At 49.9% G+C, this 23,248-nt stretch carries 24 protein-coding genes; 11 read left to right on the top strand and 13 right to left on the bottom strand.

The genetic code is table 11. From position 1 onward, the window contains the following. Positions 1-11 precede the first annotated feature (11 nt). The 3 genes from ABD07_RS09245 (at position 12) to ABD07_RS09235 (ending at position 2,864) form a co-directional block, all read left to right on the top strand. Positions 12-1,151: a hypothetical protein gene (locus tag ABD07_RS09245; RefSeq protein ID WP_160818043.1), complete on the top strand. Its 1,140-nt coding sequence runs from the start codon at positions 12-14 to the stop codon at positions 1,149-1,151. 287 nt (positions 1,152-1,438) lie between these two features. Next, positions 1,439-1,924 (top strand): VOC family protein, encoded by a 486-nt coding sequence (locus ABD07_RS09240; protein WP_160818042.1) that lies wholly within the window; start codon positions 1,439-1,441, stop codon positions 1,922-1,924. Positions 1,925-2,009: 85 nt separating this feature from the next. Further along, positions 2,010-2,864, top strand: coding sequence for a PA4780 family RIO1-like protein kinase (locus ABD07_RS09235; RefSeq protein WP_160818060.1), 855 nt, complete (start codon positions 2,010-2,012; stop codon positions 2,862-2,864). Between the two features lie 8 nt (positions 2,865-2,872). Here the strand turns inward: ABD07_RS09235 and ABD07_RS09230 are convergent, their stop codons facing one another. Beyond that, positions 2,873-3,505 carry a glutathione S-transferase family protein gene (locus tag ABD07_RS09230; RefSeq protein WP_160818041.1) on the bottom strand — a complete coding sequence of 211 codons (633 nt, stop codon included), beginning with the start codon at positions 3,503-3,505 and terminating at the stop codon, positions 2,873-2,875. A 483-nt stretch (positions 3,506-3,988) separates the two neighbouring features. Between ABD07_RS09230 and ABD07_RS09225 the strand changes: the two genes are divergently transcribed. Then, the gene (locus ABD07_RS09225; protein ID WP_160818040.1) at positions 3,989-4,786 is read left to right on the top strand and encodes a PEP-CTERM sorting domain-containing protein; all 798 of its coding nucleotides are present in this window, start codon (positions 3,989-3,991) and stop codon (positions 4,784-4,786) included. Positions 4,787-4,866: 80 nt separating this feature from the next. Here ABD07_RS09225 and ABD07_RS09220 read toward each other — a convergent pair whose 3' ends face one another. The 4 genes from ABD07_RS09220 to ABD07_RS09205 all read right to left on the bottom strand — a co-directional run bounded on the left by ABD07_RS09220 (position 4,867) and on the right by ABD07_RS09205 (position 9,848). Next, the gene (locus tag ABD07_RS09220) at positions 4,867-7,065 is read right to left on the bottom strand and encodes an endonuclease/exonuclease/phosphatase family protein (RefSeq protein ID WP_160818039.1); all 2,199 of its coding nucleotides are present in this window, start codon (positions 7,063-7,065) and stop codon (positions 4,867-4,869) included. Between the two features lie 51 nt (positions 7,066-7,116). Then, complete coding sequence (locus tag ABD07_RS09215) at positions 7,117-8,067, bottom strand: alpha/beta fold hydrolase (protein ID WP_160818038.1); 951 nt, start codon at positions 8,065-8,067, stop codon at positions 7,117-7,119. Next, on the bottom strand, positions 8,064-8,456 hold the full coding sequence (locus ABD07_RS09210) for a hypothetical protein (protein ID WP_160818037.1): 393 nt from the start codon (positions 8,454-8,456) through the stop codon (positions 8,064-8,066). Before ABD07_RS09210 ends, ABD07_RS09215 begins: the two co-directional genes overlap by 4 nt. Positions 8,457-8,594: 138 nt before the next feature. Beyond that, complete coding sequence (locus ABD07_RS09205) at positions 8,595-9,848, bottom strand: L-lactate MFS transporter (RefSeq protein ID WP_160818036.1); 1,254 nt, start codon at positions 9,846-9,848, stop codon at positions 8,595-8,597. A 485-nt stretch (positions 9,849-10,333) separates the two neighbouring features. On the opposite strand from ABD07_RS09205, the gene ABD07_RS14720 reads away from it, so the two are divergent. After that, positions 10,334-10,981: a DUF4082 domain-containing protein gene (locus tag ABD07_RS14720; protein ID WP_193566054.1), complete on the top strand. Its 648-nt coding sequence runs from the start codon at positions 10,334-10,336 to the stop codon at positions 10,979-10,981. A 189-nt stretch (positions 10,982-11,170) separates the two neighbouring features. Here ABD07_RS14720 and ABD07_RS09195 read toward each other — a convergent pair whose 3' ends face one another. Next, positions 11,171-12,136 (bottom strand): class I SAM-dependent methyltransferase, encoded by a 966-nt coding sequence (locus tag ABD07_RS09195; RefSeq protein ID WP_160818035.1) that lies wholly within the window; start codon positions 12,134-12,136, stop codon positions 11,171-11,173. A gap of 123 nt (positions 12,137-12,259) precedes the next feature. Between ABD07_RS09195 and ABD07_RS09190 the strand changes: the two genes are divergently transcribed. The 3 genes from ABD07_RS09190 (at position 12,260) to flhC (ending at position 13,645) form a co-directional block, all read left to right on the top strand. After that, positions 12,260-12,526: a hypothetical protein gene (locus ABD07_RS09190; protein ID WP_160818034.1), complete on the top strand. Its 267-nt coding sequence runs from the start codon at positions 12,260-12,262 to the stop codon at positions 12,524-12,526. A gap of 234 nt (positions 12,527-12,760) precedes the next feature. Next, positions 12,761-13,078 carry a flagellar transcriptional regulator FlhD gene (gene flhD, locus ABD07_RS09185; protein WP_108699731.1) on the top strand — a complete coding sequence of 106 codons (318 nt, stop codon included), beginning with the start codon at positions 12,761-12,763 and terminating at the stop codon, positions 13,076-13,078. A gap of 30 nt (positions 13,079-13,108) precedes the next feature. Next, on the top strand, positions 13,109-13,645 hold the full coding sequence (gene flhC / locus ABD07_RS09180; RefSeq protein WP_108699728.1) for a flagellar transcriptional regulator FlhC: 537 nt from the start codon (positions 13,109-13,111) through the stop codon (positions 13,643-13,645). Positions 13,646-13,676: 31 nt separating this feature from the next. Here the strand turns inward: flhC and ABD07_RS09175 are convergent, their stop codons facing one another. Further along, positions 13,677-14,870 carry an aminotransferase class I/II-fold pyridoxal phosphate-dependent enzyme gene (locus ABD07_RS09175; protein ID WP_160818033.1) on the bottom strand — a complete coding sequence of 398 codons (1,194 nt, stop codon included), beginning with the start codon at positions 14,868-14,870 and terminating at the stop codon, positions 13,677-13,679. A 78-nt stretch (positions 14,871-14,948) separates the two neighbouring features. Here ABD07_RS09175 and uvrB point away from each other — a divergent pair, with 78 nt between their 5' ends. After that, entirely contained in the window at positions 14,949-16,979 is a 2,031-nt protein-coding gene (uvrB, locus tag ABD07_RS09170) for an excinuclease ABC subunit UvrB (protein WP_160818032.1), read from the top strand. A gap of 4 nt (positions 16,980-16,983) precedes the next feature. Here uvrB and ABD07_RS09165 read toward each other — a convergent pair whose 3' ends face one another. From ABD07_RS09165 to ABD07_RS09140, 6 genes are all read right to left on the bottom strand, one after another. Beyond that, positions 16,984-17,340, bottom strand: a complete 357-nt coding sequence (locus ABD07_RS09165) for a hypothetical protein (protein ID WP_108699725.1) — start codon at positions 17,338-17,340, stop codon at positions 16,984-16,986. 50 nt (positions 17,341-17,390) lie between these two features. Next, entirely contained in the window at positions 17,391-18,215 is an 825-nt protein-coding gene (locus ABD07_RS09160; RefSeq protein ID WP_160818031.1) for a TrmH family RNA methyltransferase, read from the bottom strand. Between the two features lie 43 nt (positions 18,216-18,258). Next, complete coding sequence (gene hisD / locus ABD07_RS09155; RefSeq protein ID WP_164502813.1) at positions 18,259-19,566, bottom strand: histidinol dehydrogenase; 1,308 nt, start codon at positions 19,564-19,566, stop codon at positions 18,259-18,261. A 32-nt stretch (positions 19,567-19,598) separates the two neighbouring features. Then, on the bottom strand, positions 19,599-20,243 hold the full coding sequence (hisG, locus tag ABD07_RS09150) for an ATP phosphoribosyltransferase (protein WP_160818030.1): 645 nt from the start codon (positions 20,241-20,243) through the stop codon (positions 19,599-19,601). An 11-nt stretch (positions 20,244-20,254) separates the two neighbouring features. Further along, positions 20,255-20,896 (bottom strand): superoxide dismutase, encoded by a 642-nt coding sequence (locus tag ABD07_RS09145; RefSeq protein ID WP_107803878.1) that lies wholly within the window; start codon positions 20,894-20,896, stop codon positions 20,255-20,257. 64 nt (positions 20,897-20,960) lie between these two features. Then, positions 20,961-21,392 (bottom strand): ExbD/TolR family protein, encoded by a 432-nt coding sequence (locus ABD07_RS09140; RefSeq protein WP_160818029.1) that lies wholly within the window; start codon positions 21,390-21,392, stop codon positions 20,961-20,963. Between the two features lie 228 nt (positions 21,393-21,620). On the opposite strand from ABD07_RS09140, the gene purE reads away from it, so the two are divergent. Beyond that, positions 21,621-22,109, top strand: coding sequence for a 5-(carboxyamino)imidazole ribonucleotide mutase (gene purE, locus ABD07_RS09135; RefSeq protein WP_160818028.1), 489 nt, complete (start codon positions 21,621-21,623; stop codon positions 22,107-22,109). Continuing rightward, positions 22,109-23,242: a 5-(carboxyamino)imidazole ribonucleotide synthase gene (locus tag ABD07_RS09130; RefSeq protein ID WP_160818027.1), complete on the top strand. Its 1,134-nt coding sequence runs from the start codon at positions 22,109-22,111 to the stop codon at positions 23,240-23,242. The genes purE and ABD07_RS09130 overlap by 1 nt, the downstream gene beginning before the upstream one ends. The last annotated feature ends 6 nt before the right edge of the window (positions 23,243-23,248 follow it).

The raw sequence follows: 23,248 nt of genomic DNA, 5'->3' as shown, positions 1-23,248 counted from the left end.
GGATTTGAACAATGGAAGCCAGTGAATTAATTGCGAAGATATCGAGTTTCTTCATCCGTCATGCAAGGAAAGAAGAACATAAATCTCTTATTAGGTTTCGCACTGAAAGATTATTGAGGTGGCTTGCAGGAATTACTTTTGTAGTTTCCGCGTTTGGATTGTTAGTGGATGGAAAGGATTTTTTTGCTGTACAAGTTCCGAAATTCCAGTCATATGCTGGAAAAGCATTACTTCTCAAGTCTTCGTTTATTGAGCGAACTGCAAAAAGAATTTTAGAAAATGAATTTGGTTATGTGCTGCCTTGTATTGCGGAAGTTTTGCTTGTTGATTTGGATAATGACGGAAGCAAAACAGATCTCGTCATTGGTCTATATGAAGCAAGCTTGAAAGAGCGGCAGAAAGGATGCAGAGATCTTCAGAGTTATCCTGCGCAATATGCAATAGTTAAAGAAGTAAGATGGGATGGCTTTTGGCCAAGTTATGCATTAGTAAAGATGATAGCCCGAGAAACCCCAGGTATATTTAGTGTTGGTTCTGGCTTTCCTCTTAGCTTCTCAAGTATTGGAAATTTTTTAATTGCAAGCCCCTACGGAACTGATTTTGTTGGGTACCAGATATTTGGATATTTTGACGGCACAATATCTGATTTTGGTCAATATTGGGCTGCTGGTGGAATAAAGGAAGCAGATTATACCGAGGCGAGATTGTTGGAAAATAACAGTTTAATCATGAATTTGAAGGAAGGTATATACAGATTTGAATTCAACTCAAATGGCGAGCCATCTAAGCAATTAATGACTCCAGAAGCAATCGTGGAGGAAAACCAATCAACAGTTGTATTGCAACAAACTGACAATATTAATGAGAGTAAATGCCAATGGTCTGTAATGACAAATGGGGAATTAGTAGAGATTCAATATAAAGATACACCCATAGGTGGGATTCATTGTATAGGTGAAATCTATATTAGTTCCCTAAATAATATTGTTCCCCTTATGGGTTGTGACAGCGCAGAAATGACAAGACTACGCCAATTTCCATGGGGGTATCTACTCAATGAAAGCAAGGCAGATAATTATCTTTTGTGTGATTTAGATGGCGAAACAGGCGAGTATAGTTATTCTATTAAGGTTTCCAGATTTGAGAAATAGATACTCTAACCGCGAGCGCAGGGGGCCGTGGTGTCTCGATACAGCACTTTGCTTGTGATGAAGGTAATCCTTGTAGCCCGCGTAGGTCGAAGCTGAAAAAGCATTCTGCCGAATGAAAGTGTTTCACCACATCCGTATGATCCCGCCAAATAAGCGTGATGATGACATTGAATGATAGGTAGAGCCGGTTTTGATTTGACGAATCACCTTTCGTGCATCCATTCTACAAAGCTTGATCCCGACCACCGAATCAATCAGCGTTTCCCTAAACTCAAAGGAGCTATGACATGGCCAAGATTGCAAAGAACACGATCTGCCTCTGGTACGAGAACGATGCTGAGGGTGCTGCGCGATTTTACGCCGAAACATTTCCCGATTCGTCAGTCGGCGCGGTGCATCGCGCACCGGGGGATTATCCATCGGGTAAGGAAGGGGACATATTGACTGTCGAGTTCACCGTAATGGGCATTCCGTGCCTCGGACTTAATGGCGGGCCTGCGTTCAAGCACAGTGAAGCCTTTTCGTTTCAGGTTGCGACCGAAGACCAAAGTGAAACGGATCGGTATTGGAACGCGATCATCGGCAACGGTGGCCTGGAAAGCGAGTGCGGCTGGTGCAAGGACAAGTGGGGTATCTCTTGGCAGATTACGCCGGTTGCTCTGACGAAAGCATTCACCAGTCCTGACCGTGCAGCCTCCAAACGAGCATTCGATGCGATGATGACGATGAGAAAAATCGACATTGCCGCAATCGAAGCGGCATTCCGCGGTTGAGATGCGAGCGATCCGATAACCCGCATAAGGCGGGAGCTAAAAGCATTCCACCGAGTTTCACAATATGAGCGTAGTATTTACACCCATGAAAACCCCGAAAAGAATTGAGCCCTTGATCCAGGATGGCTTTATCGATGAAGTTATCCGTCAATTAATGAGCGGCAAGGAAGCTTCGGTTTATGTGGTTCGTTGTGGAGAAGAAATACGTTGCGCGAAGGTGTACAAAGAAGCCAGCAAACGCAGTTTTCGCCAAAGCACGGATTACACCGAAGGCCGCAAGGTGAAAAACAGCCGTCGCGCACGCGCCATGGAAAAGGGAACCCGGTACGGACGCAAAGCGCAGGAAGAATCCTGGCAAAGTGCCGAGGTGGATGCTCTGTACCGGCTCGCTGCTGCGGGGGTGCGTGTGCCGAAGCCGCATCACTTTCATGAGGGCGTATTGCTGATGGATCTGGTCATCGGCAGCAATGGCAACGCAGCCCCGCGGCTCAGCGAACTTGTACTGACTGCCGAGTTAGCGCGTGACTATCACCGCATACTGATTACGCAGGTGGTTCGCATGCTTTGCGCAGGAATTATCCACGGCGATCTGTCCGAATATAACGTGCTGGTAGACAGCAGCGGGCCTGTGATCATCGATTTGCCGCAAGCGATCGATGCAGCCGCCAATAACCAAGCGTGCAAAATGCTGCTGCGCGATGTCGAGAATTTGGCGGTTTATTTCGGTCAATTTGCGCCTGAATTGCTTACGACGAGTTATGGCATGGAGATATGGTCACTCTACCAAAGCGGGCAACTTCATCCGGAAAGCGTTTTGACCGGGCACTTTGAATGTGTTGAAAAACCAATCGACCTGCAAAGCGTTCTGCGTGAAATTGATGACACGCTGAAGGAAGAAGAAGCAAAGAAGCTGTATCGGGCATTACATGCCCATCAGTGATGCGCGGATTAATCGGCGTTTCCTTGGGTATAGGGAGCAATCCCCGCTTTCCTGCACGCCGGTCTCGATAGAATAGTACTCAAATACCGCGCCACATGGTGATAGGGCGAAAAATCAAATTCTCCGCCCAGCGCGTAGGACAAAACACCCGTCATATTGATATCCGCGACGGTAAATTTGCCGGCCACCAGGAAATCTTTACCGGCGAGATGGTTGTTCAATACCTCAAGCGGTTTCTTCAGTTTCTTTTCAGCCGCCTGGACGATGTCCGGATTTCTAACTTTCGCATCGAAAACCTTCCGGTGCAGAATAAGCTCCACACAGGCAGTTTCCATTTGAGTGACGGCAAAAAGACTCCATTTGTAGATCTGCGCTTCGTCTTCCAGCCGGTCCGCCCACAGGTTCCCCGCGCCGTATTTTCTCGCCAGATAAAAATTGATCGCCATCGCTTCGGTCAGCACCAGATCGCCATCGACCAGGGTGGGTACCTGTGCCAGCGGATTCAGCTTTAAATACTCGGGCGCATTTTTCTCTTTCTCGAAAGGGTTGATCCTGACATGCTGGAAATCCAGACCAAGCTCCGCCAGCGTGAGCAATACATATTTCGCCCGTGACCATTCAATGCCATATAAAGTAATCATGTTTTCACCTTGAAGCTTCCTTAGCGCTTGTAGTTGCATCGCGAGTCTATTATTGCAGTTTAGCGGGGTTGTTTGCGCTCCTGGCTTCGAAGATTCTAATCCGGTTACCGCTGCCAATCGCGGCATTATCGATCATTGGCTCAAGATTCCCGCTTAAAATCTTCATGAATGTCGATTTACATGGAGTATTGACGTTTGTAATCTGCGAATGATGGTTGCAATAAAAGGGTGTACCTTTTAAAGATTTCTGAGTGGAATAGTGTGAATTAATCGTAATGAGAATGGACTGAGCTTTTTTAATGAAAAATTGGAACATACAGGAAATTGCGCGAAATAGCTGTAAGTGATATTGTTGCTCTAGTTAAGAATTCATGAGTTTAAGTGTAATACTTATAGTGTTTTGTTTGTAAGAATCAAGATGTTTATAAATTAGCTGCAAACATTTGGATGTTTCATATTTTTTAAATTTAAATGGAGAGTAAGATGATTAAACCATGTTCTCATTTTTACAGCACTATTTTTGTCGCTCATTTAATAATGGCTGCGAGTGTCAGTGCCGCACCAGTATTATGGATCGATGATTCTTCTGGCAAATTAGGCAAAGTTGATGTCGCAACTGGTGCGGTGACCATGGTGGGGGACATGGGAATTACGATGACCGATATTGCTTTTGATCCTAGCGGAAATCTTTTCGGTATTTCATTTAGCAAACTTTACAGTATTAATCAAGTGTCTGCCGCTCCTACCCTTATTGGGGATTTAGGCACCAGTCTTAATTCATTGGTATTTAGTTCTACCGGTACACTTTATGGTGCGAATACGAGCCTCTATTCAATCGATACTTTAACTGGTCATGCATCTAACATTGGCAATGGTGGGGTAGCCTACGGCTCATCTGGTGACTTAGCCTTCGTCAAAGGTAATCTTTATCTCTCTAGCACTTCCCCGGTATCAGATAGTCTGATCCAAATCGATAAAGCCACAGGCGCTGGAACTAATATTGGTTCTATAGGGGTGAGAAATGTTTTCGGTATGGCGACGAATGATAATGCTCATCTCTATGGAGTCGCAGGAACAGGTATTTATTCTATTGACACATTAACTGGTCATGGTGATTTCTTGATCAACTATGGTGGACATGGTCTCGGAGCAGCCAATGGGACGGCATTCTTTTATGAATCAGTTTCCACAGTCCCCGAACCCGAATTCTATTTGATGTTACTGGCTGGACTTGGTTTGTTGGGCTACGTTGCTGTACGCCGTAATAAAAAAGAAGCATAACTTAGTTAATTTTTAAACGATCACTGTTGGGGTGTCATTAAGAATCCCAACAGTAAACCATCAAAAAATGCATCCCACCTTCACCGATTCGGATTCCGGCTCAACTTGTAACTGATCTGGTACTCCGCGCCTTCCGCTTCGATGATGATCGATGATTCCCTTGTATTTTCACCTTTCTTTAACGCGGGAATCGTGGCGGTGAAGGGGCCGTCGTCGTCATCGCCGTTATCCAGTTCGAACACGGTGATGTTGAGCCGGTCGTTGAACGCGGTGTTTTTCGGGTAATAGGAGTTGAGCATGCGCCGTTCGTCGTCGTCGAAGTCTTCGTCGGTGAAGTCGAGGAAATTGGTCGCCATATCGTCGGCAGTCATAGTGAGGTGGATTTCGTCCGCGCCGAGTCCGCTTTGGTCTTCGATGCTGTAGATTTCCAGGTGATTCAAGTAGGAAATACTGTAGCGATAGCCCGCCAGGAATTCATAGTCCGTGGTCTGGCTGCGTTCCAGCAGCATGTAAACATCCTTGATGTCGGCGGCGCGATCATAGTCGATCACGGTGAGCCGGTCTTCGTTGGTGACCTGCGCAAAAGGTGCCGGGGCATCAATACCTTCAAACAGGCTGAGGCGGATTTTCCGGGCAAAATCGTTTTGGATGTAAAACTGCACCGGATAAGGATTGCCGCTCAATAATTGTTCCGCCAGCGGTGCGCGGAACCAGCATTCGTCGTTTTTGCCATTTTTCTGGCCGACCGGCAAACGCGGGTCTTTGGGAATGTCATTCGGTTGCAGGCCGATGGCGAGGAAGCGGTTTTCCCCGGTGTGCTTGATGAAGGAAAAAGCGATGTTGCCGGTGAATTGATCGTCACTTTCAGCAGCTTTCAGGCGGATGAACATCGGCCGGTGCACGTCGACCTGATTGCCCGTTTCGGCAAGCTGGAATTCGTGTTGCAGACTGTTTAGCCAGTCGTGGTCGAGTCCTATGTCTGTCCATTTGACTTGGTTGAACGGGGCAATTTTTGTGGACATCGCGTTGTCGTAATAAAAAGCGGCTTCCAGATTGGGCGAGTAAGTGAAGGTGTACGTGCCCGGTTCATGGATATAAATCCACTGGAATACGCCCGGTGACGGTATTTTCAGATCGTTGGCGATGTTGACTTTGACCAGTGAATCCGGCGCTTGAAAATGCACAAAGCCGCTTTGCAGTTTGGCTTGATTGGGCGTGTTGTACTTAAATTGCCAATGCACTTGCGCCAGAATGCCTTTGTGGTCGCTTTGGATTCGTTCAAACGTCATATCCAGCGCGGAAAAATTCGACGGCAAAATCCGCATGTGCTGCGCGACCAGGCGGCGCGGCGTTTCGCCGATGGCATCGGTGCGCTGCTTCGGAAAGCAGATATAATCCAGCCGCTCTTTCAATCCCGCCGGTAAATGCTCGCCTTCTTTCAAATTGGTGTTGGTCAAGCCCGGATCGGTTTCCATGAAAGCGCCGGGCGGTGTCATCAACGTGCGCCAGCCGTCGATCAGTTGCCCGGTGAAAATCAGCTGGTTTTGCCTGAAGTTGATACCTTGCGAGGCATTGTTGTACGGGCCGCCGTTGTTGATGAAAACATTGGTCCATTCGCCGTGGCCTTCGGTGGAATAGGGCGGTGTGTCGCCACGGATATTCAAATCGCCGAGCACGATGACTTTATCCCAATTGCCGTTGTCTTCCGGCGCGCCGATGAGTTCGATCAACGCGCCTTCGATGACTTTCAGTTGGCGCAAGCGGATGGTGTGATGTTCGCCGACTTCCTCGTAAAACGCCTGCAAATGCGTCAAAGCGATAGTCACGACTTCAAAGTGCAAGCCGGTGCTGATCTGCACGATGGCCACGCCTTTTTCCGCCAGACCGTCATTACCGGCGCTCATCGGGTAAAAAAGACCGCTTTGATAGGGATAAAACCGGCTGCGGTTATTGGAAAAGTTGTTGTCCGACGGCGGCAATTCGCGCAACTCGAATTTGCTGAATATTGCCAGTCCACCATCGTCCAGATCGCCGCTGCCGCCGTTGAACGACACGATGTAATGCGGGTAGAGAGGCTTCAGTCCATTCTCCAGAATCTCTTTGGCATCTTCATTGTCCGCCTCGTTGAACACCATCACGTCGGGATGCTCGTCAAAAGCGAAATTGCCGGGATCGAGCGCTTTTACCACCGCTTCAGCGCGCCACTTGGCATCGCTATGCGGGCCTGCGGGCCAGGCTTGCGCCTGGATGTTCATGGTGAGGATTCGGATATTTCTCATGATGGGGTCGCTCTTAACGGTGGATAAGGAATCATGAGGGCCGCCGGGTGTTCAGGGGGTGATGGCCGTGCGTTGCGATCCGGCTTCCAGGAAGCTGCGCAAGTGCGGTAACAGCAGCGCTGGCTTTTCTTCTTGCACGGCGTGACCGACGCCACTCATGATGACAAGCTTTGAATTCGGTATGTTTTCATGCAGCCTTTTGCCGACGGCCAGCGGCACGATTTCATCTTCCCGGCTCCAGATGATCAGAGTGGGAATGGTGAGGTTCGCATAGTTTTCCGCGAATTGCTGCAAATCGGTTGGCAGCATTTGCCGTACCGACGTGAGCAGCGCGTATTTGGCGTCGGGTTTGCCGAGATCGGCGGCATAGTGGTCGATGGCTTCTTGCGGAATCAGATCATCGTTGAAATACACTATCTGCAAGAGATTTTTCACCTGAAAAGTATTGGGCACGGCATAAGTGATCAATGGCCCCAATACCGGGGTGGCGAGTATTTTTACGAAGCCGGGCAGTTCCTGCGGGTAGGCGACGCTGTCGATGAGTACCAGGCTTTTTTGCAGGCCCGGATTGGATGCCGACAAATAGATCGATACCGCCAATGCGACTCCGCCGCCATAGGAATGGCCGATGATATGAAGGTTCTTTAAATCGTTTTCGAGAATGAAGTTTCTCACCAGCCTGGCTTGTTCGTAAACGGAATACGCATCATCGCGCGGCTTCGGTGAATCGCCGAAGCCTTTCAAGTCGATAGTGATGACCCGGTTCTTTTGCGCCAGCGGTTCAATCACATGCCGCCAGCTATAACTGCTTGCGCCGAAGCCATGAATCAGCAATACCGGTTCACCGGCCCCGGTGCTGCGGGATGCCAGTTCCAGTGCGTTGGTTTTGTCCAGATTCCGGTATTGTGTCCAGCCGGGAATGTTTTTATCCATGACAGCACAGCCGCCGGAGGTTAAAACCGCCAGTAGCAGCGCGAGTGCCGGGAGGAGATTTTTTTTCATTTCAAGGCGTGGATCAGCATCACCAGATCGAATACCGCGCCGCCGCAAAATGAGAGCGCACCAAAAATAGGCAATACCGCAATGTAATTGCATGCGATCTTGAGCCGTTTGGCCTCGTCTTCATTTTCAATCTTCATGTGGCGTGGAATGGATAAGATGACATAGCTGATCAGGTAAAGAAAAATGATGTTTCCGATCGTAAGCGGCAGAAGATTGGTCAGATAGATTGCTACCGGCCCGAGCGATTGCTCGGGGCAATAACCGCACTTGTCGATCAATTCGAACAGCATGTCGCGTCTGGCGTTGATGAACTGAAAGAAACTCAATGTCGTATTGACGGCACCCCATAAAGCCGCCAACAAAACAATCGGAAGTCCCAATTTATCCATTTTATTGCTTTCCCTGATCATTCCTTGTTAAAGGTTATCACGGGGAGATTTAAAACGAAACGAATTGTTATCAACCGGGGAGAAAAGGAAGATCAGCGGCGGCGGGGCGTTGAGCCGCTGTGGTATTAAGCAGTAAGTTCAAGATGTGCGTTTGTCCGGTGCGTTGAGTCCCATCGCGGCGATCAGCATCCCGAGAACCGCCAGCCCCGCGACAACGGCGAATGCATGCAGATAGCTGCCGGTGATGTCCTTGATGCTGCCGGACAGTAGCGTTCCCAAAATAGCGCCGGCGCCGTAGGCGGTAAACATCAGTCCGTAATTTTGCGCATAGTGCAGTTTTCCAAAGAAAATGCCGGTGGCGGTGGGCGCCAGCGCCAGCCAGCCGCCCAGGCACATCCACAGTACGCAGAATGCCAGCAGATACAGCATGGCGTTGCCTTGTCCGAAAAAGAACAGCAGCAACGACGCGCTTAGGATCAAGGTAAACGAAACCATCGCGGTATGCTTAGGGCCGAGCTTATCGGTTAATGCGCCGAACAGCGGCCGCCCCAGTCCGTTGAATACCGCGAACAACGACACCGCAAGCGCTGCGGTGGGCGCATCCAGTTGCGCCACTTCGGTACCGAACGGCGATGCGATGCCGATGGCCATCAATCCGGCCAGGCAGCCGATCGTATACGTTGCCCATAGCGCATAAAAACGGGTGGTTTTTAACATGGCTTGACGGGTTAAATTCAAAGCGGGCGGTACCGGTGCGGCGGTCAGCGCGCCGCTTCCGGCAGGATTCCATGCGCCCGGCGGGAAACGTAATAACTGTGCCAGCAGGGCGATGACGATGGTGAATGCGATACCAAGGTACAGAAACGTATGCATGATCCCAATATCCGGTTGCAGAATCATCGCTTTCATCAGCGGCGCGATCAGCAATGCCGATACGCCGAAACCCATGACGGTCAATCCAATCGCCAGCCCGCTGTAGCGCGGAAACCATTTGACCACGACCGCAATCGGGCAGCCGTACACGATACCGACCCCGGCTCCGCCGATGACGCCGTATAGCAGTGTCAAAGTAGCGATATCCGTGGAAAAACTCGCCGCGATCCACCCGGTTCCCGCCAATAAACCGCCGAGTGTGGCTGTCATTCTCGGTCCCCAGCGCTCGATCAGATTACCCGCCAGCGGCATGGCAACGGCAAATACCGCCAGAAACACCATGAACGGATATCCGCTCTGGCTTGACGAAATCCCCCACAACGCTTCCAACGGTTTGCGGAAAACGCTGAAGGCATAAATCGATCCCAGGCACACATTGATCAATAACCCGATCGCCACAAATACCCAGCGGCCTTTTGCTGCTTCCATACCGAATAATTTCAAATAGTGCCGGGTCATTTCAGTTTTTTATCCATTTTTTGTTTTTAACCGTTGCTTTTTGCTGATCTTACCGGTTCTTGGGCTTCATTGTTCTGGATTGTTGATAGATTGGTTTGTGTCAAGTTGATTAACAAAACGGGATTTCCGAGCGTTTTGTAGTACATATGTACTGGTAGAAAATGACAAAAAAACTATATTGACTAAACTACTGCTATGTTTAAATCGCTAGAGGGTAATTCGCTGATTTTTTTAATAGATCGAATTTTATTCTTTGGTAAATCAGGATTGTATAAAAAATTACCCTCTGAAATATTTTTGCTTGTGGAGCTGCAATTTATTAGCAGAAAGATAAATAACGATTGCAGGCTTCAATAATGGCTTGTAGTTGATCAAGTTTTAACGTGGTACTCTAAGGAAATGCTGAACAAATCCCAAACTTTGGGATTTGTTCAGCATTTCCCTAAGTACATAAACAACATTTGATTTATTCAAAGGAAATTATCATGAAATATTCTTTTATTGCTGGCTCGAAAGGGAGAGTAGCACTCGCCTTGATAATGTTATGTGGTGCTTCTTCAGCGCTTGCACTTGATGCGCCGGCTTATTCCGTCACGGGATCGGGTTTTTTTGGTTCCGATAGACCGGTAACCGCGGGCTTCAAATTCACCGCCGAGTCAGCTAGCGACCTGAGCGCACTTGGCTATCACGATGAAGGTTTGGACGGGCTTTTCAATGCGCACGACGTAGGACTGTATGATTTGTTTGGTACATTGCTCGCTAGCGCGACCGTGCCCGGTGGCACGGCAGGGGATCTGATCGGAGAGTATCGGTACGTCTCTCTTAGCAGCCCATACACACTCACTGCGGGCACTGAATATGTATTGGCTGCCCATACCACGGCGGGCGACGGGTATCGTTTTGGTACTGTGCCACCAATCACACTTACGGTCGATCCATTGATTTCAATCGGCGATGATGCCGGTCGCTATGTCTATGGTCCAGGGTTAGCTTTCCCAACCGATTTTGCTGGCTATGATATCTATGCGACACCTAACATGCTGTTGTCGCCGGTTCCAGAACCGGAAACCTATGTACTGTTGTTAGCGGGATTGGGATTAATAGGCTTCTCATTGCGTAACAAGAAAGCTTAAAAATATTACTTTTAATAAAGCACCCTGCCGCAAGCAGCGGGTATTAACAGCGCTTTTCAATCTGCTGGTTTTTAACCAGCTTCTTCCGCCCCAAGGAGCGGGGAATTAAACCCACAGAGATTAAACGTATCCGGTTGAGTAATTTAAACCCCGCCTATATGGCGGGTTTTTATTGTTTACTAATGCAACTTACATTACACCGGCATTTTCAATGTTCTTTGGTCGAGATTCCGCAGAGCGATTCATTGCCTCCATAGCAAATTCCAACACCGGGGTTTGCTGGCTTATCAGACGGACTTGCAATGCATCCGTCAGGGCATTCAGGGGTGCGCCACCCTGGTAGCTGAAGCGGATGGAAACCTGGTCGCCTCTGGAAACTTTGATGGGTTCGGCTAACGGAAAGACGATGTATTGCGTGTGCCAATCGATGGTGCTGCACGTTGCCATATTGATGGCCAGTAAATTCTTGGTGATGAGCCGCAAGGCATTCAGTTGGCCGTCTTCGGTAATCAGAATTTCCCCGTCCCATTGGCAGGTTTGGCTATACGGTTCGGCATAAGCCAACAATTGGAATACTTCGGGATCTCCCAGACCCTTGCTGCGTTCCTGAGTAGCGTAAGGATTCTGGAATTGAATGGTTGGCGCGTAGAAACCTGCAAAATGAAAATCGTGTTGCATGGGTTGGATCGCTTGAATGCTCGCTTCCGGAATAAACGTAGGTAATGGTCCGCCAAATTTCTTCAAGTAGCGTTGTTTGAACGAGTCAATCACCGGCATTTGCTTTTCGCGGAGCAGACCGGTATGCAGCATTTCACAAATTACTACATCGACCGGTTCCGGCGGCAGGTAATGCATGGCATCGGCCTGAATCACTTCGACTTTGTCTCCGTTACTGTTTTGCGCCAGCAGATTGCGCGCGGCGCTGATCAGTTCCGGGTTGCGCTCGACACAATAAACTTTCTGTGCTTTTTGCGCGGCAAAGAACGATTGCACGCCGGTACCGCCTCCCAGCTCCAGGACTTTGTCGCCCGGCTTGACGGCTAGGTCGATCGCATCTTTAAACCCTTGCATGCGGGCAGTGTCGTTCAACATATTGTGGTGGTAGTGCAGAGGAATGAATTGGCCGAGTTCCAAGCTCTCAAATTTATTTTGCATAGGAATTCCTGATCGATAAGTGTTGCGGTTAATAATAACGTTGCTGTGCACGCTAAGAGCAACGATCATGCCAGCCCACAGCAATGCATATAGAGGCTGTGTTTGCGCTTTTATATTTGATTTTTGAGTGCAAGCAAGCGGCAAACCCGGCAAAAATTGCCGCGCCTGAAGATATTCACCACGTGGTATTTGCCGGGAATCCGGGAAGCGGAAGTGAACGTTTCAATGATCGTTGGTTTCTTTGTAGCTCAGGTGCGGGATGGACAGAATCGATCGCGCATTTTTACTAATTTAGAACACTTTTCCGCCGGTATTCTTAAGATAGGCGGTTCTATATCGCGTGATAGTATTGCCGATCCTACAGATCCGGAGATTATTGCCGAAGTATAGCCTTCGTTAAGAGTCCCAAGTCTGTTGACTGATAACGGCGTCCGGCGCTAAGCCTTCAAATTCAATTCTATGTATCGTTTCTCCTGTAAGTAAAATTCCTACAATCTGATGAGAAGATTACCTAACCTCGTTTAAGTCCATCTTCCATTTACTTCCACTGCCTCATAATTGAAAATCTCACCTGTGCGTTACGGTGTTTTAATTCAAATTTTTTTAATTAAAGAGGGCGATGAAATGGAAACCAATCAACTGCTAGACGAAATCAGAGATATCAATTTAAGTTATTTACTGCTGGCTAAACAGATGTTGCGGGATGACAGAGTAGCCGCCATGTATCGATTGGGAATTAATCAGGATATTGCTGATATACTGGAAAAACTGAGCTCGGCACAGCTGATCAAAATGGCGGCTTCCAATATGTTACTGTGCCGTTTCCGTTTTGATGATCGATTGATTGCCGATATGCTGTCCAACGATACCCGTGACCAATCCGTGACCAAATCGCATGCCGCGATTCTAATGGCAGGAAAACCGGCAGAAGCGATTGCATAGCGTTCGATAAACGAAAACAGGGAGCAAATCATGCGCAATCGAAGCATTATCACCGAAGCCAAGCAAATTCAGCTGGCGACAGAATTAATTGAATTGGGTGCCCGGTTACAGGTTCTGGAAATGAATACCGATCTGAGCCGTGAAAGACTGGTTAAGCTTTATAAAGAAATCAGAGGGGTATCGCCACCCAAAGGAATGCTGCCATATTCGGAGGATTGGTTCATGAGCTGGCAACCGAATATGCATTCCTCGCTATTTATCAACATTTATCATTTTGTAACAAAAAATACCGGGATTGACGGCATTGATGCGCTGATTAAGAGCTACCGGCTCTATTCCGAGCACATCAAGGTTCATCAACTGGAGAAAGTATTAAGCTTGACACGCGCATGGACCCTGGTGCGGTTTGTGGATAGCGGCGTATTGTGCATAGCGCCCTGTGTGAATTGTCACGGCAGTTTTGTCGTGCACTCACTGGAGATTCATTCCAATCATGTGTGCGGTCTATGTAATATTCCTTCGCGTGCTGGAAAAACGAAAAAAGCAGCGCTTGCTAATTTGCACTAGAAAAAATATAAACTTGCCAAGTCAATCCGGTTTATTTGAGCAGGTTTTTGATGCGACTGAGCGCTTGCTTTAAATTATCCATTGATGTGGCGAAAGACAAGCGCATGTAGCCGTCACATCCGAAAGCGGAACCGGGAACTACGGCGACCCCGGCTTTTTCCAACAGATATTCGCTAAATGCGATATCGTTTGGTGCACCGATCAGATTTTTTTTGTAGAGATCATCGATCGATTGGCGGGCATCCGCAAAGGCATAAAAAGCGCCATCCGAAGACAAGCAACGCACACCGTTGATTTGATTCAGCTGCTCGGTAACAAAAATATTGCGTTCCTTGAACGCCGCGATCATCGGATCCATACAGGATTGATCACCATTCAACGCCGCTTCAGCCGCTGCCTGTGAAATCGAACTGGGATTGGACGTGCTTTGCGATTGAATATTCTCCATTGCGGTAATAATGTGCGCAGGTCCGCCGCAATAGCCGATACGCCATCCCGTCATCGAATACGCCTTGGAAACGCCATTCAGAACCACGGTCTGAGCGAATAAATCCGGGCAGGCGTTGACGATATTGGTAAATTGCTGACCCGATAACAGAATATGTTCGTACATATCGTCCGTGGCGATCAGAATCTGCGGATGTTTGCGTAACACTTCCCCCAACGCTTTCAGTTCATCCAGCGTGTAAACCGCTCCGGACGGATTACTCGGGCTATTGATAACAAACATTTTGGTTTTCGGGGTAATCGCCGCTTCCAGTTGCGCCGCGGAAATCTTGAAATTCTGCTCGATGCCGGTATTGATGAAAACCGGCTTTCCTTCCGCGATTAACACAATATCCGGATAGGAAACCCAATACGGCGCCGGAATGATGACTTCGTCGCCGGGATTGATCACCGATAACGCCAGATTGAAAAAGCTCTGTTTGCCGCCGCAGGAAACCAGAATTTGTTTGGCATCGAACACGAAATTATTTTCCCGTTTGAACTTCGCCACAATGGCATTTTTCAGACCGGGTGTGCCGCCCACCGCCGTGTATTTGGTCTGGCCTTTATTGATCGCGGTAATGGCGGCATCCTTAATGTGCTGAGGGGTATCAAAATCGGGTTCGCCCGCTCCCAATCCAATGATGTCTTTACCTTCGGCTTTGAGTTTCGCAGCCCGGGCGGTGACGGCAAGAGTAGGAGATGGCTTGATGGTTTGAACGCGGTTAGAGAGTTCCACAAAAATCCTCGCACTAAAATAGATAGACCGGCATGTTAAAATGACACAAAGAAACAATTCAATGATGGAATTATACCTGTGATCGCAACCTTCCCCAATAGTCCGTACAAATTACATCAAGCGTTTGCCCCCGCAGGCGATCAGCCAGTTGCAATTGCGCAATTGGTCGAAGGCATAAACGACGGCTTGGCGTATCAAACCTTATTGGGCGTTACCGGATCCGGTAAAACGTATACGATTGCCAACATGATCGCGCGCTTGGGCCGTCCGGCCATTGTGATCGCCCCGAATAAAACGCTGGCGGCGCAGCTGTACGCGGAAATGCGCGAATTTTTCCCGGAAAATGCCATCGAGTATTTTGTCTCGTACTACGATTATTACCAGCCGGAAGCATATGTTCCGGCGCGCGATTTGTTTATCGAAAAAGATTCCAGCATCAACGAACATATCGAGCAAATGCGTTTGTCCGCGACCAAGTCGATGCTGGAACGCGATGACGCCATCATCGTGGCGACGGTGTCGTGCATCTACGGTATTGGCGATCCGGTGGATTATCACGGCATGATTCTGCACTTGCGCAGCGGCGAGAAAATTTCGCAGCGCGACATTATCAAGCGCCTGACCGAGATGCAATATGATCGCAACGAGCTGGAATTCAAGCGCGGTGTTTTTCGCGTGCGCGGCGATGTGGTCGATATTTTTCCGGCGGAAAGCCCGGAAGCGGCTTTGCGCGTGTCGTTGTTCGACGACGAAGTCGACAGCATGTCGCTGTTTGATCCGCTCACCGGCCGTATGCTGCAAAAACTGTCGCGCTTCACCGTCTATCCTTCCAGCCACTATGTTACGCCGCGCAGCACCACCTTGCGTGCGATGGAGACCATCAAAACCGAATTGCGCGAGCGGCTGGAATATTTCCATCAGGAGAACCGGCTGGTCGAAGCGCAACGCCTGGAGCAGCGCACGCGCTTCGATCTGGAAATGCTCAATGAATTGGGCTTCTGCAAAGGCATTGAAAACTATTCCCGTCATCTGTCCGGCAAAAATCCCGGCGAACCGCCGCCCACGCTGCTCGATTATTTGCCGCCGGATGCGCTGATGATTATCGATGAAAGCCATGTCACCGTGCCGCAAATCGGCGGGATGTACAAAGGGGACCGTTCGCGCAAGGAAAATCTGGTGAATTATGGTTTCCGCCTGCCGTCCGCATTGGATAACCGTCCGCTGCAGTTCGAGGAATTCGAGAAACGGATGCGGCAAACCGTGTTTGTCTCGGCAACCCCCGCCGATTATGAGAAGCAGCATAGCGGTCGGGTGGTGGAGCAGGTGGTGCGTCCGACCGGTCTGATTGATCCGGTCATTGAAGTGCGTCCGGTCGCCACGCAAGTGGACGATTTAATGTCGGAAGTTCATTTGCGTACCGCCAAGAACGAACGTGTGCTGGTCACCACGCTGACCAAACGCATGTCGGAGGATTTGACCGATTATTTTTCCGATCACCAAATCAAAGTGCGTTATCTGCATTCCGACATCGACACCGTCGAACGCGTGGAAATTATCCGTGACTTGCGCCTGGGGCAATTCGATGTGCTGGTTGGGATCAATCTGCTGCGCGAGGGTCTGGATATACCGGAAGTGTCACTGGTCGCGATACTGGATGCCGATAAGGAAGGTTTTTTGCGTTCGGAGCGATCATTGATTCAAACCATCGGCCGGGCGGCGCGCCATATCAATGGCACGGCGATTCTGTATGCCGATAGAATTACCAAATCGATGCGTGTTGCCATTGATGAGACCAACCGGCGGCGTCAGAAGCAGGTGCAGCATAATCTGCAAAATGGCATCACGCCGCGCTCGGTGCATAAACGTATTAAAGACCTGATCGACGGTGTCTATAATCATGAATCCGCGCAGCAGAATCTCAAGGCCGCGCAAGTGCAGGCGCGTTATGACGCCATGAATGAAGCGCAACTGGCCAAAGAGATTCAGCGGGTTGAGAAGAAAATGTTGAGTGCCGCCAAGAATCTGGAATTCGAGCAAGCGGCACAATACCGGGATGAACTGAAAAGCCTCAAGAACAAATTGTTGATCGGCTTTACCGATGTAGCCTAAGTGATTATTTCTTCACTTCGGTGGAGGAAACGAAAACGAGCGTGCCGAAAGTGCGGTTCAGCGTTTTGCTGGTGAAGTTGGTCATGACCATGTCCTGAACGAAACGAATGTGATCGCCCTTGTTCACTTTGGTCGTCGGCGCCGCGATCCAGAAGCGGTTGCCGCCATTCTCCAATTCCATATAGGTATAGCCGGTGGTATCGATGACATCTACAACGATTCCTTCGTTGTTCGCTATTTTTCCGCTGGGTGCATGCGGTGACTGAGAATCTTTCGGTTCATGGTGAAGAGCCATGACTTGGGTGGAACTGAATAACAAACATCCCATCAGGGCGATGAGAGATAAAGAAGAAAATTTCATAAGTGCTCCAAAGTGACTGTTTTGATGGGTGCGGTATCATACACCGCCAATTATTTTGTTCCAATAGCGGTTGATGCTGCGTAGGCTCTGTCCTGACGGACTTTTTCAAAGAAACAAATAGCCGCCGCGGCTGCGGCATTCAATGATTCGGTTTTGCCGGGCATGGGAATCACAATGTTTTCGTCCGCTGCCTGGATCATTTCCTTGGATAATCCCGCCCCTTCGTTACCGAATACAAAAGCGGTGGGGCCGACTAGAGAGATTTCAAAAAGATTCCGGTTGGCTTGTATCGAGGTGGCAATGACCGTTCCGGAAAATTGCTGTGCTATCTTTTGCAAATCACTGTCTTCATGGATGCGCAAAAAGAAGTGCGCGCCCATCGCGGCCCGGAGCGTTTTGGGCGACCAGGCATCGGCGCAGTGTTTGGACAAATAAACATCCTTGACGCTGGCGGCAGCGGCGGAACGTAGAATCGAACCGAGATTGCCGGGATCCTGGATGGTTTCCAGCAGAACGCTGAACATCTCCTTGCCGTTGCTGACATCTTTTTTCAATCCCGGAAGTGCAATCAGCGCGAGGATGCCGGACGGTGTTTTGACCGGGGATATCTCGCGAAATAAGAGATTGCTGACCACCGTCAGTTTGGGAGGAGTATGACCGAACAGAATGGTGAGAAAGTGCTCATTCTCGCTATCGTCAATATACGCCTGACTGACGATCAGATTTTCCGGAGCGCCCAGTACGGAACAATAGATCTGAATCAAATGGATGCCATCGAGCAGCGTTAAGCCGGTTTTCTTGCGATATTGCGACGATTCTTCCAGTCTGATCAGTTGCTTGATGAGCGGGTGGTCGCGTGACGTGATGACGGGCATGAGGTGCAATCGGCTATGAGAAATCAGTTCACGCTATGCGTCATTACCGGTGTTTGATATAGCGATACTCCGCCGATTTTGCGTGCGCCTGTAATCCTTCGCCGTGTGCCAGTATCGATGCGATTTTGCCGAGCTTTGCCGCACCTTGCTGCGATACTTGAATCAGACTGCTGCGTTTTTGAAAATCGTAAACACCGAGCGGCGACGAGAAGCGTGCAGTGCGTGAGGTCGGCAGCACGTGATTGGGACCGGCGCAATAATCGCCCAATGCTTCGCAAGCATTACGGCCGAGAAAAATAGCCCCAGCATGACGGATTTTATCGACCCATTTTTCCGGCTGCTCAACCGATAACTCCAGGTGCTCCGGTGCGATTTTGTTGGCAATCGCACAAGCTTCGTCGAGATCTTGCACCTGAATCAATGCGCCGCGATTTTCCAGTGAAGCGCGGATGACATTGTGGCGCGGCATTGCCGCTAATTGACGGTTAATGCTTTGTGCGACTTGATTGAGAAATTCCGCATCCGGCGACAACAAGATCGACTGCGCCAGCTCGTCGTGTTCCGCCTGGGAAAACAAATCCATCGCAATCCAGTCGGGATCGGTTTTTCCGTCGCAAATCACCAGGATTTCAGAAGGTCCGGCCACCATATCGATACCGACGATACCGAACACCCGGCGTTTGGCCGCTGCAACATAGGCATTGCCGGGGCCGACGATTTTGTCGACCGGCGGCACGGTTTCGGTGCCGTACGCCAATGCGCCGATCGCTTGCGCGCCGCCGATGGTGAAAACGCGATCCACTTTGCTAATGGCTGCGGCTGCTAGCACCATATCATTGCGTTCGCCATCCGGGGTGGGAACAACCATGATCAATTCTTGCACGCCAGCGACTTTGGCAGGGATCGCATTCATTAGCACTGACGACGGATACGAAGCTTTGCCGCCTGGCACATAAAGACCGGCACGATCCAGCGCGGTCACTTTCTGCCCCAATAAGGTGCCATCGGCATCGGTGTATTGCCAGGAACTGAGCGGTTGTTTCTCGTGATAACTGCGCACCCGTTCCGCCGCTTGTTGTAATGCAGTCCGTTCGGCATCCCCCAATGTTGCTAACGAGTGCTGCAATTGATCCTGCGTCAGCTCGAGGTCTTTGGCGGATTGAATGGCCAGCCGGTCGAAACGATTGGTGTATTCGATCAGCGCGGCATCCCTGCGGCTGCGGATATCGGCGAGGATGTTGGCAACCGTGACATCGACGGCATCATCCTGGGCATTTTCAAAAGCCAGGAGCTTGTCTAGATCGGAATTGAAATCGGAATCGGTGGAGTTGAATCGTTTTATTTGAATCATGGTATGAATGGGTTTCAGATGCGCACGGCGATCTATTGTTTCACCGCAGCGGAAAATGCATCCAGCACCGGCTGAATGGCATCCCGTTTCAGTTTCAGTGCAGCCTGATTGACAATCAACCGGGACGAAATCTGCATAATTTCTTCGACTGCGACAAGATTATTGGCTTTTAAGGTGTTGCCGCTGGATACGAGATCGACGATGGCATCGGCCAATCCGACTAAAGGCGCCAGTTCCATCGAGCCGTACAACTTGATCAGATCGACATGCACACCTTTTGTGGCAAAGTGCTCGCGCGCGGTTTGCACGTATTTGGTGGCAATGCGTAACCGTGCGCCTTGACGCACGGCGGAGTCGTAATCGAAGCCATTAGGAACAGCCACCATCATGCGGCAGCGCGCGATATTCAGATCCAGCGGTTGATACAATCCGGCGCCGCCATGTTCCTGCAACACATCTTTCCCGGCAATGCCCAGATCGGCCGCGCCGTATTGCACATAAGTCGGCACATCCGAGGCGCGTACGATAATCAGGCGGACATTGGCCCGGTTGGTGGATAGAATCAATTTGCGCGACGATTCCGGATCGTCCAGCGCAACGATACCCGCCGCTTTTAACAGCGGCGCCGTGTCTTCAAAAATTCGCCCTTTTGACAGGGCGATCGTGATATCAGTCATAAAGTCCGGAATTATCCGAGGTTAGCTTCCGCGAAGTCCCAATTGATTAATTTATCCAAAATCGCATTGGCATAATCGGCGCGGCGGTTTTGATAATCCAGGTAATAAGCGTGTTCCCATACGTCGATGGTCAGCAGGGGGCGGATATTTTTGGTGATCGGTGTTTCCGCGTTGCCGGTTTTAACAATCGCGATTTTACCGCCGTCCACAACCAGCCACGCCCAGCCGCTACCGAATTGTGTCAGCGCCGCTTGCGCGAATTCTTTTTTGCACGCTTCCAGACTACCGAATGAGGCTTCGATTTTTTGCTTCAGTGCTGCGGAAGGCTCGCCGCCGCCATTCGGTTTCAGGCTGTGCCAATAGAACATGTGGTTCCAGACTTGCGCGGCGTTATTGAAAATCGCGGCTTTATCGGCTTGCCCGGCGGATGCGCGGATAATATCCTCCAGCGATTTACCGGCCAGATCGCTATTCGCCAGCAGGTTATTCAAGTTATCGACATAGGTTTTGTGGTGCTTACCATAGTGAAAACTCAGCGTGTTGGCGCTGATGACCGGATCCAACGCAGTGTTTGCGTAGGGCAGGGGCGCCAGAATATATTGGGTACCGGCTTGAGCAGCTTGGGAAAAATTATCGACATTGATAGTGGACATATGGTTCTCCTTAGTGAGTTTATTGTAGTAATTCTTCAGCAAATCAAACATTTGATCACTTCCCTTATGGGGTATTGTTCGTTTCCGTGGTGAACGTGATTTTATTGTAGCCTGCCAAGCGCGCCGCTTCCATGACTGTAATCACCGATTGGTGCGTCGCTTTTGCATCCGCATTGATGATGATGAACGGATCCGGTTGATTCTTGGCCGCAGCCATTAAGGCATCGCGCAGACTTTCAATACTGGCGGATTTAATGGCTACCCGGTTGATGGTGTAATCGCCCAGCGCGCTTACCGTGATATCGATGTTGTTCGGTTTCTCGATATTTTTATCGACTTGTTCCGCACTGGTTTCCGGCAAACTGATTTCAAGCTCGGCAAATTTTGAATAGGTCGTCGTCACCACCAAAAAAATCAAAATCACCAATAACACATCGATCATCGGTATCAGATTGATTTCCGGATCGTTATTTTGTTTTCCGCGTTGAAAATTCATGCAAATGCCGGTTGTATTGATAGCTCGTAACGTTTTAAACGCAAATCAATGAAAAGCTCGCTGTTAAATCAGGTGAGTATAATACCAGTTGTGTTTTTTGTTGCAGCGATCGAAATAAATTACACGATTATTGCATAGACTTATAAAATAGCCAGCCGGGCTTTCAGGGTGTGATAGTACAACATTCTCTTGGATATTTAATTTTAATTTTTTGCCAGTTACAGTGAAATGATTAAACCATTAATCAGCGTAGTGATGGGAAGTAAAAGCGATTGGGATGTGATGCAGCATGCGGCTGCGATCCTGGATGAATTTCATATCGCCTACGAGGCCAAGGTGGTTTCGGCCCATCGCACGCCGGATTTACTGTTTCAGTTCGCCGAGGAAGCCAAGGCGCGCGGCATTCAATGCATTATCGCCGGTGCGGGCGGCGCGGCGCATCTGCCGGGCATGATTGCGGCAAAAACCACGCTGCCGGTGCTGGGTGTCCCGGTGAATTCCAGACATCTGCAAGGCTTGGATTCATTGCTGTCGATTGTGCAAATGCCGAAAGGCATACCGGTTGCCACGTTTGCCATCGGCGAAGCCGGGGCGGCGAATGCCGGGCTGTTTGCGGTGGCGCTACTGGCGGTGAATAACAGTGAATTGAGCGCGCAGCTAGACGAGTACAGGCGCAAACAAACCGAATCCGTACTTAACGCCGAGTTGCCGCAATAATGGCGATCATGCCGGGAGCTATGCTCGGTGTGCTGGGAGGCGGGCAGCTCGGGCGCATGTTCGTGCAAGCCGCGCAGCAAATGGGCTACCCAGTCACGGTGCTGGATCCGGATAGCGGCAGCCCGGCCGGTCGAGTTGCGGACGATTTCATCTGCGCCGGTTATGCCGATCAAGCGGCGCTGGAAAAACTCGGCAGCCAATGCGCGGCGATAACCACCGAATTTGAAAATATCCCCGCGAATTCGCTGCGAAAACTGGCCAAGTCCTGTGTCGTCAGCCCGGACGCATACAGCGTTTCGGTAGCACAAAACAGAATTGCAGAAAAACAATTTCTCGGTATCAATGGCTTTGCTGTCGCCCCGTTTGCGGTCATACAGCAGGCGGATGACTTTGCCGATCAGGATGCCGCGGAGTTGCTACCCGGTATTCTGAAAGTCAGTCAGTTCGGTTACGACGGCAAAGGTCAGATCAAGGTATCCAGCGACGCGGAATTACTGGCGGCGTATGAGCAGCTGAATCACGCCGTGTGCGTGCTGGAAAAATTCATGCCGCTGAAATGCGAGATTTCGGTGGTCGTGGCGCGCGGCGGTAATGGTGAAATGCAAACGTTTCCGGTCGCCGAGAATCAGCATGTCAACGGTATCCTGGATGTCAGCATCGTCCCGGCGAGAATTCCGCCGCAATTGGCCTCGCAAGCGCAAGAGATGGCCGGTCAGGTGGTTAAAAAACTGAATTATCAAGGCGTGTTGTGCGTGGAATTTTTTGTGTTACACGATGATACGCTGCTGATCAACGAAATCGCGCCGCGTCCGCACAACAGCGGGCATTATTCGATCGACGCCTGCGTCACGTCGCAATTCGAGCAGCAAGTGCGTACGCTGTGCGGTTTGCCGCTCGGCGCCACCACGCAGCACAGCGCCGCGGTGATGATTAATCTGCTTGGCGATGTGTGGCACAACGGTGAACCCGACTGGAATGTCGTGTTGCAACATCCATCGGCCAAGCTGCATCTTTACGGGAAAGCCGAAGCGCGCCCCGGGCGCAAGATGGGGCATTTCACCGTGCTGAGCACCGATACCTCCACCGCATTGCACGACGTGCTGTACATCAAAAAACAACTTGAACCTCATTGAAACGGA

It is taken from the genome of Nitrosomonas oligotropha (assembly GCF_009833085.1).
GTDB lineage: Bacteria > Pseudomonadota > Gammaproteobacteria > Burkholderiales > Nitrosomonadaceae > Nitrosomonas > Nitrosomonas oligotropha.
This window is presented reverse-complemented; position numbering and strand designations above follow the sequence as displayed.